Source organism: Microcystis sp. 49638_E5, assembly GCF_021300285.1.
Classification (GTDB): Bacteria; Cyanobacteriota; Cyanobacteriia; order Cyanobacteriales; family Microcystaceae; genus Microcystis; species Microcystis aeruginosa_C.
In genome coordinates, this window is sequence record NZ_JAJTDH010000026.1 from 23,708 (window position 1) to 30,623 (window position 6,916).

Consider the following 6,916-nt stretch of genomic DNA (forward strand, 5'->3'; position numbering starts at 1 on the left):
CTAATATGTTAAAAATAGTTAAAGATTCGCTGCTATCAGCAGATTTCAGCGAGCAGTTATGAGTGAGCAGGTAGAAAACCTTTAATTTTTCCTTTTTTTTATGAGTTCTGCGATTAAAGTTATTCAACCATCGGGTATTTTAGATGGCAACCAAGCTGGCCAATTTCGCCAAGAAATTACCGAAGCCGTGCAGGGAGGTTCCGAGGTTATTATCGTTGATTTCAAGAATGTCACCTTTATGGATAGTTCTGGTTTAGGGGCGCTAGTTTTATCCTTAAAAACCGTGCGTTCTGCGGGGGGTAAGATTTTTATCTGCTCGATTAATGATCAGATAAAAATGTTATTTGAATTGACCGATATGGATCGAGTTTTTGAAATTTTTAATAACCGAGAAGAATTAGAACAAAAAATTTTAGGAAGTTAATCAGCGAAAATCCACCTGCATGATCGAAAGATCATCCTTAAAATTACCATCAAATTGTAAAGCTTGAATTCCTTCAATAAAATTATCGAGATTTTTGGCGGAATTACAGTGATAATTTCGCAAAGATTGAATAAAGTTTTCTAGTCCCCACATCCTACCATCAGCACAATCGATCTCGTAAATTCCATCGCTAAAAAGATAAAGGCTACTGGGTAAATTCAGGCATTTAACCTGATTAATATATTCCGCTTCCGGAAACATCCCGATGGGAAAACCGGGGGCTTTCAGTCTGGTTTCAATCATCTGGCCAAAAGGTTTTTGAGTCAGGAGAACTGCCGGGGGATGACCGGCACTGGCATAGGTTAACTGTTGTTGTTTCCGATCATAAATTCCGTACCAGATAGTAAAATATTTATCATTCTTAGGGCTGATTTGATAAACTTGATTTAACCCTTGTAAAACCTGATTAGGTTGATAGTAATTTACCTGAGTTAAACCACGAGAACGGAGTAAATTAATCACCGAAAGGGAAGGTAAAGCCGCTCGCAACCCATGGCCTGCCACATCTAAAAGATATAACATCAAATGGTCATTATCTAACCAATAATAATCAAAGCCATCACCCCCCAATCGACGAGAAGGAAGGAAGCGAAAATCGATAGCAAGTTTTGGAGAAATAAAAGGTTCTGGTAACAGCGATCGCACATATTCCGCCGCTTCCGCTAACTCCATTTCTAGTAATTGTTTTTGCGCTTGCAGATCGTGACTTAATTGATGCAAACGCATTCCCGCCCGCACGCGCGCTCTTAACTCATTAATCTCGATCGGTTTACACAAAAAATCATCCGCCCCCGCATCCAATCCCTTCACCCGATCCTCCACCGATCCCAAAGAAGTTAAGAGGATAAAAAAAGTCGTTGACAGTTGGGGATTAAGCTTAATTTGCCGGCAAACTTCCAACCCATCGATCCCCGGCATCATCCAATCACAAATAATCATCGCCGGTTTTAGTTGCCCCGCTTGCTTTAATCCTTCTTCCCCATCACTGGCAACAAAAACCTCGTATTCCTTCTGCAAAGCGCGGCTCAGAAACGTCTGAATTACTCCATCATCATCAATTACTAGAATTCGTACCATCTTTTTTGTAACTCGACTATCTCAATCTTACTGCTTACACTAGAGGGGAGTGGACGACTTTGCTTGTACCTCAAGACAGGATTAAATCCAGAATCGAGCTAATACATCAGTCATAGTTTGGGAAAAATGGTATAACTTCTAGCGTAAGGCATTGGAGAGGTAAGCCGGGGGTGAAGATTTCTTTTCAGGTAGATAGCGATCTCAGGTCCTTAGATACCGTTTTAAAATATTTTCAGCAACTTGAACCGGCCGGCATTCCCCAAAAAGACTGGCTCCAGTGTCAGCTTGCTCTTGCCGAAGGTTTTACTAATGCAGTCCGTCACGCTCACCGACACCTACCTCCCGAAATCCCGATCGAGATCGAGATCGAGATTACCCGATCCCAGATGGAAATTCGCATCTGGGATCGGGGTTCCGCCTTCGATTTAGAGGACTTTATCGAGAAAAACGCCTATCATGACTATAGTTTCTCTGGTCATGGGCAAGGACTGCCGATCCTCCAAAAAATCGCCGATCAACTCAGTTATACTCGCAGCGAAGATCAACGCAACTGTCTATTAATTATTAAACAATTTTCCCGCCATGAATCCGATCGCACCCCTCGTTTCTCCTAGTTGGTTAGTGACTAATCTTGATCGCCCCGATCTGATGGTTATTGACTGTCGTTTTCAATTAAACGATCCCGATCTCGGTTATCAAGAGTATTTAGCCAATCATATTGAAAATGCCTTCTATTTACACCTCGATCGCGATTTATCGGCTCCCGTTGCCCGTCATGGCGGCCGTCATCCTTTACCGAATCCGCCGACGATCGCCGCTAAATTAAGCTCGTTAGGGGTGATTTCCGGCCAAACCCATGTCATCGCCTACGATGCCTCCCGTTTTGCCTTTGCCAGTCGTCTCTGGTGGTTATTACGTTATCTGGGCCATGAACGAGTCAGCATTCTCGATGGTGGTTGGCAAAATTGGTTAAATGCCGGTTATCCCGTTTCTAATCAGATACCTGTGCCGAAAACCGGCACTTTTCTCCCCCAAGTTCAACAGGATTGGGTAGTCACAATCGAGGAGGTAAAAAGGCAAAAAGAGCAAGCGGGAGTGGTGTTAATTGATGCCAGGGAAAGCGATCGCTATCGGGGCGAAAGGGAACCGATCGATCCGATCGCCGGCCACATCGAGGGGGCGCTTAATTATCCTTGGTTAGAAGTCACCGATAGTCAGGGTTTTTCTCAACCCCTGGCCCTGCAAAAACAACGTTGGCAAGAGCGGCAAGGCGATCAAGAAATTATCCTCTACTGTGGTTCGGGAGTGACAGCCTGTGTTAATATCTTTTCCCTGACCCTAGCCGGATACGAGAATGTTAAGCTATATTCTGGAGGTTGGAGTGATTGGTGTTCCTACCTGATCTAACCAGCCCTATTGATACCCATCTATCGAGAAAGATTATCAAAATGACCTGATTACTGTACAATCCCTCTATTATCACTTTTAATTATTCCCAAACTATTATCTAGTTTGTCTCCTAAGTGGGTGGGTGGAATTAAATATAAGATAAACGTAGGTTGGGTTGAAGCATGAAACCCAACGCCCGCATGGGTTACGCTACCGCTAACCCATCCTACAAATAATTGTGTCTCCCTACTTAGACAAAAAAGCTAATTTTTATTTTAGTTGCTATCTTTTTGCTCTCAAATCACCGCTATTCCCCAAAGAATAGTCGTTTTCCCCCGTAAAATTACTAAAAAGTAATTTTATAGTTAAACTGTATAAAAAATTAGGTATGTATTTTGTATGACAGAAGCCGGTCTTTGTCATTGTAATGGTGGCACCCGTCCGAAAGATCGCCTTTCGATTTTTGTGGATGGCAATAATATGTTTTATGCTCAACAAAAAAATGGTTGGTTTTTTGACCCGCGCAAGGTGTTAAATTACTTCACCAACGACCCGAATATTATGTTAATTAATGCCTTTTGGTACACGGGTTTAAAAGATTCCCAAGATCAAAGAGGTTTTCGCGATGCTTTAATTAGTTTGGGTTATACGGTGAGAACAAAAATTTTGAAAGAATATTATGATGATAGTTCCGGTCGTTTTTCCCAGAAAGCTAATTTAGACATCGAAATTGTCGTCGATATGTTTAATACCGTCGATCAATACGATCGAGTGATTTTATTTAGCGGTGATGGCGATTTTGAACGAGCGATCGAACTATTGCGCTCTAAAAATACTCATATTACCGTAGTTTCTACGGAAGGGATGATCGCTAGGGAATTACGCAACGCTACCGATCGCTATATTGACCTGAATGATCTTCGCAAAGATATCGAAAAAAGTGATTATTAACTGGCCGTTGTGTCTTTAAACCGGCTATTTATCCCCTTTTTCTTTATTGCTAGTCCTCACCCCAATCCCTCTCCCAGAAGGGGATAGGTGAGGCAATTAACCATCTCTTGTTTATTTTTCCTTGAGTCGAAATAGTAAAAACTGATTGACCTGATTCGGATTAAAATTATCATCACTGACTAAAATCAAAGAGCGACTGCCATCAGCTAATCTTGGACCGAGGGTCATTCCTTCTAAATTATCTAAATCAATCCCCAAAGTCCCTAAATCTAGTAATAATTTTTTCCGCAAGGGTTGCACCTGTAAAGCTTCTAATTCCCCCGGTATCCGAGCAATTTTCGAGGTATCCGTGGCACTACCATTAACTACCTGAAATAGTTTCGCTCCAAAACCTTCTAAACCAAAAGTTCGCTCTAAACTGAGAAAATAACCCTCTTTTTCTAAAGCTAATAATTCCGTTAAACCGTAGTATCTCGCACCACTAGGTGGCTCATCTAACACATACAATTGTTCCGATACTAACACAGGCGCACCAATCGGATCAATCACATAATGAAGAAGTCGCACTCTGAGATTTTCTGCTCTTTTTCCCGTGGGACTATCTTGAATTAAAGCGTTTTCTGTGGCAGTAAACAAACGAAAAGGATCGTCTTTGAGAGTGCTGGTAATCCCTAAAGTTAAGGATTCAAACCCTAAATTATCCTCTATTCCTTTTTGATTGCTATCATCCGGTAAAAAGCGATTAGGAATTAACAAAGACTCCTTTAATTGTCCCTGCAAATCAAATTCAGCAATAAAAGGAGCAATTCCCTCTTTAACCGCACCTTCACTGGAAATAAACAAAGTTTGTCGGGGCGAAAAAGCGATACCTTCCGGGTCGATCGATCCCTTTTTAAACCTTTCTCCCTTGCCATCTTTTAGGAACGTGACCGCCTCTAAATTCACTTTTTCGATTTTTTCATCATTTATCTGCAAACTAGCCGTATAAAAGCGGGCCGGAGCTTTCTGAGAACGATCATCGCTGAGGAGATAAAAGCGGTTATTGGCACGATCATAAGTAATTGCCGATAATCCCCCCACCCTTGTCTCCTGATAATCCGCTTCTGGTAATTGATATTCTCCCAAAAACTCGACCGAGAGGGGTAGAAACATTCGTTGTTCTGCCAAAACTTGCGGGGAGACACCACAGGCCCCCAGACTAAAGGTTACAATCAAACTAGCAATTAAACCCAAAATTGGGAAACGCAAATTTTCGGCAGTCAGTCTCTTATAGAATCGATCAATCACAAAATATCATCCTCTACTACGCTCCTATCAATCTATTATGCTACGTTTTTCTCTCAGTTTATGGCTCTGTTTGATCGGTACTTCCCTTCCTCTCCTCGCACAAACAGAAACCCCTGCAGCCAATCCCCTCGAAACTCCCCTAAAAAGTCCTTTATTACCCGCAATCGATCGCCCTTTAACTCCCTTGGAGCGTCGTCAACTTTTATTATACATCGATCAACGCGATGCTGAAGCTCAGGCTAAATACGATGCGGGATTAAATGAGGAAGCTTTTCCTATCTGGTATGAAGTGATTAAATTAAATCGTTATTTAGGAGCCAAAGAAGAAGTAAAATCTTTGGGAAAAGTGGGGTTAGCAGCTTGGAATCGAGATCGAACCGAGGATGTTAAATTAATTACTGCTCGTTTAAAAGCTCTGCAACAAACCGCAGAAACTAACCAGACAATGGACGGGGAATTATTAGCATTACTAGGTACATCCTATCAACAGATCCGAGCTTTTAATGAGACGATAATTATCTATGATAAAATTCTAGCTAATGCCAGACAATCTGGTGATAATGTGGCAGTAGAAGCGACTCTAAATCAACTTGGTCAAATTCATTTATCCCGTTTTGATTATCAAAAAGCATCCCCAGTTTACGAGGAATTATTAGCACTAGCCAAAGCTCGTAATGACTCACTCAAGCAAGGAATTTATTTGCAAAGACTAGCAGAAATTTATCGAGAATCTCTGCAACCAGCTAACGCGGTAAAAATTAAAGAAGAAATAGCTGAAACCCAGATCAGAAATCAGCAAATACAGTTAATTCCCGCTCTAAAAATTCAAATTGGTTTAGATTACCAAGCTTTAAAAGATGCAAATAAAGCCAGCCAAAACTTTCAAGAAGCCTATTCTCTCGCTTTTGCTTTACAACAGTACGGCACCGCAGGAGAAGCTTTAAATAAGTTGGCCGAACTTTATAAAAGTTATCAACAGGTGGATTATGCTTTACAAATCTATCAAGAATTAATTAAAGTCCATGAATTGGGTTATAATTACTACGGTTTAATGAATACCTACGATCAAATCGGTCAAATTTATCTAGAGAGAAAAAATTATCCCCAAGCTTTACTCGCTTTCCAAAAAGGTGCGGAATTAGCCCAAGCTATCCGTTATCGTGAACAATATTTTCAAACCCAAATCACCCAAGTTAATCAAGCAATAAATAATCCTGAATAGTGACCTTAAGTCTTTAAATAGTGAACTAATGGACAGGGAAATGGGGAAATGGGGACTAAGAAATATCTTCCCCAACACCCTAAAACCCCCCGCAACGCGCACGCAGTGACCACCCTAAAACCCAAAACCCAACCCACCAATGGAAAATTCCTATTCTCAATTAACCGAAGACTTGCTGAAATTGCTGCAACATTTGCCCCACTTAAAAGATGGTAAATGGATTCAAAGATCTCTGGAAGCAATAGTCAGAATTGCCGAGGAGGAAATTGATCGCCTGAATTGGAAAATTTTAACCTACGCGATCGAAGATCTAGAAAAGGGATTTCAGGTATTGTAAAGTTTTATAAAAAATATATGCAAATGACTGCAAACAACTGCTAATATGGTTAGTACAAGTTTACATTGCAGTTCATATAAAACTATCAGATTATGCTAAGAAAAAAGGGATCAGTTATGACACTGCTTGGAGAATGTGGAATCGAGGGCAGTTACAAGGAGAACGTCTT

General features: G+C 41.0%; 7 protein-coding genes and 2 pseudogenes. 7 read left to right on the forward strand and 2 right to left on the reverse strand.

Translation table 11 applies throughout. The features are described 5' to 3' along the window. Window positions 1-100: 100 nt before the first annotated feature. Window positions 101-424 (forward strand): STAS domain-containing protein, encoded by a 324-nt coding sequence (locus LW728_RS09485; RefSeq protein WP_002802117.1) that lies wholly within the window; start codon window positions 101-103, stop codon window positions 422-424. Here LW728_RS09485 and LW728_RS09490 read toward each other — a convergent pair whose 3' ends face one another. Beyond that, the gene (locus LW728_RS09490; protein WP_287766453.1) at window positions 425-1,561 is read right to left on the reverse strand and encodes a SpoIIE family protein phosphatase; all 1,137 of its coding nucleotides are present in this window, start codon (window positions 1,559-1,561) and stop codon (window positions 425-427) included. Window positions 1,562-1,731: 170 nt separating this feature from the next. On the opposite strand from LW728_RS09490, the gene LW728_RS09495 reads away from it, so the two are divergent. The 3 genes from LW728_RS09495 (at window position 1,732) to LW728_RS09505 (ending at window position 3,901) form a co-directional block, all read left to right on the forward strand. Continuing rightward, a complete protein-coding gene (locus tag LW728_RS09495) occupies window positions 1,732-2,175 on the forward strand; it encodes an ATP-binding protein (protein WP_002802134.1) in 444 nt (147 codons plus the stop codon). Further along, window positions 2,144-2,968, forward strand: a complete 825-nt coding sequence (locus LW728_RS09500; protein ID WP_287666724.1) for a sulfurtransferase — start codon at window positions 2,144-2,146, stop codon at window positions 2,966-2,968. Before LW728_RS09495 ends, LW728_RS09500 begins: the two co-directional genes overlap by 32 nt. Before the next feature lie 381 nt (window positions 2,969-3,349). After that, window positions 3,350-3,901, forward strand: coding sequence for a LabA-like NYN domain-containing protein (locus LW728_RS09505; RefSeq protein ID WP_002802138.1), 552 nt, complete (start codon window positions 3,350-3,352; stop codon window positions 3,899-3,901). A 111-nt stretch (window positions 3,902-4,012) separates the two neighbouring features. Here LW728_RS09505 and LW728_RS09510 read toward each other — a convergent pair whose 3' ends face one another. Beyond that, complete coding sequence (locus tag LW728_RS09510) at window positions 4,013-5,188, reverse strand: esterase-like activity of phytase family protein (RefSeq protein ID WP_287666727.1); 1,176 nt, start codon at window positions 5,186-5,188, stop codon at window positions 4,013-4,015. Between the two features lie 37 nt (window positions 5,189-5,225). On the opposite strand from LW728_RS09510, the gene LW728_RS09515 reads away from it, so the two are divergent. From LW728_RS09515 to LW728_RS09525, 3 genes and pseudogenes are all read left to right on the forward strand, one after another. Continuing rightward, window positions 5,226-6,410 (forward strand): tetratricopeptide repeat protein, encoded by a 1,185-nt coding sequence (locus LW728_RS09515; protein ID WP_287766456.1) that lies wholly within the window; start codon window positions 5,226-5,228, stop codon window positions 6,408-6,410. 139 nt (window positions 6,411-6,549) lie between these two features. Then, window positions 6,550-6,741 (forward strand): annotated as a pseudogene (locus LW728_RS09520) (LOG family protein); the annotation flags it as partial. A gap of 82 nt (window positions 6,742-6,823) precedes the next feature. Beyond that, window positions 6,824-6,916, forward strand: a pseudogene (locus tag LW728_RS09525) (IS607 family transposase); the annotation flags it as partial.

Bases quoted from the DNA above. Each gene is read 5' to 3' on its own strand.
- LW728_RS09505 (WP_002802138.1), top strand. From the start codon at position 3,350: ATGACAGAAGCCGGTCTTTGTCATTGTAATGGTGGCACCCGTCCGAAA.
- LW728_RS09500 (WP_287666724.1), top strand. From the start codon at position 2,144: ATGAATCCGATCGCACCCCTCGTTTCTCCTAGTTGGTTAGTGACTAAT.
- LW728_RS09485 (WP_002802117.1), top strand. From the start codon at position 101: ATGAGTTCTGCGATTAAAGTTATTCAACCATCGGGTATTTTAGATGGC.
- LW728_RS09515 (WP_287766456.1), top strand. From the start codon at position 5,226: ATGCTACGTTTTTCTCTCAGTTTATGGCTCTGTTTGATCGGTACTTCC.
- LW728_RS09490 (WP_287766453.1), bottom strand. From the start codon at position 1,561: ATGGTACGAATTCTAGTAATTGATGATGATGGAGTAATTCAGACGTTT.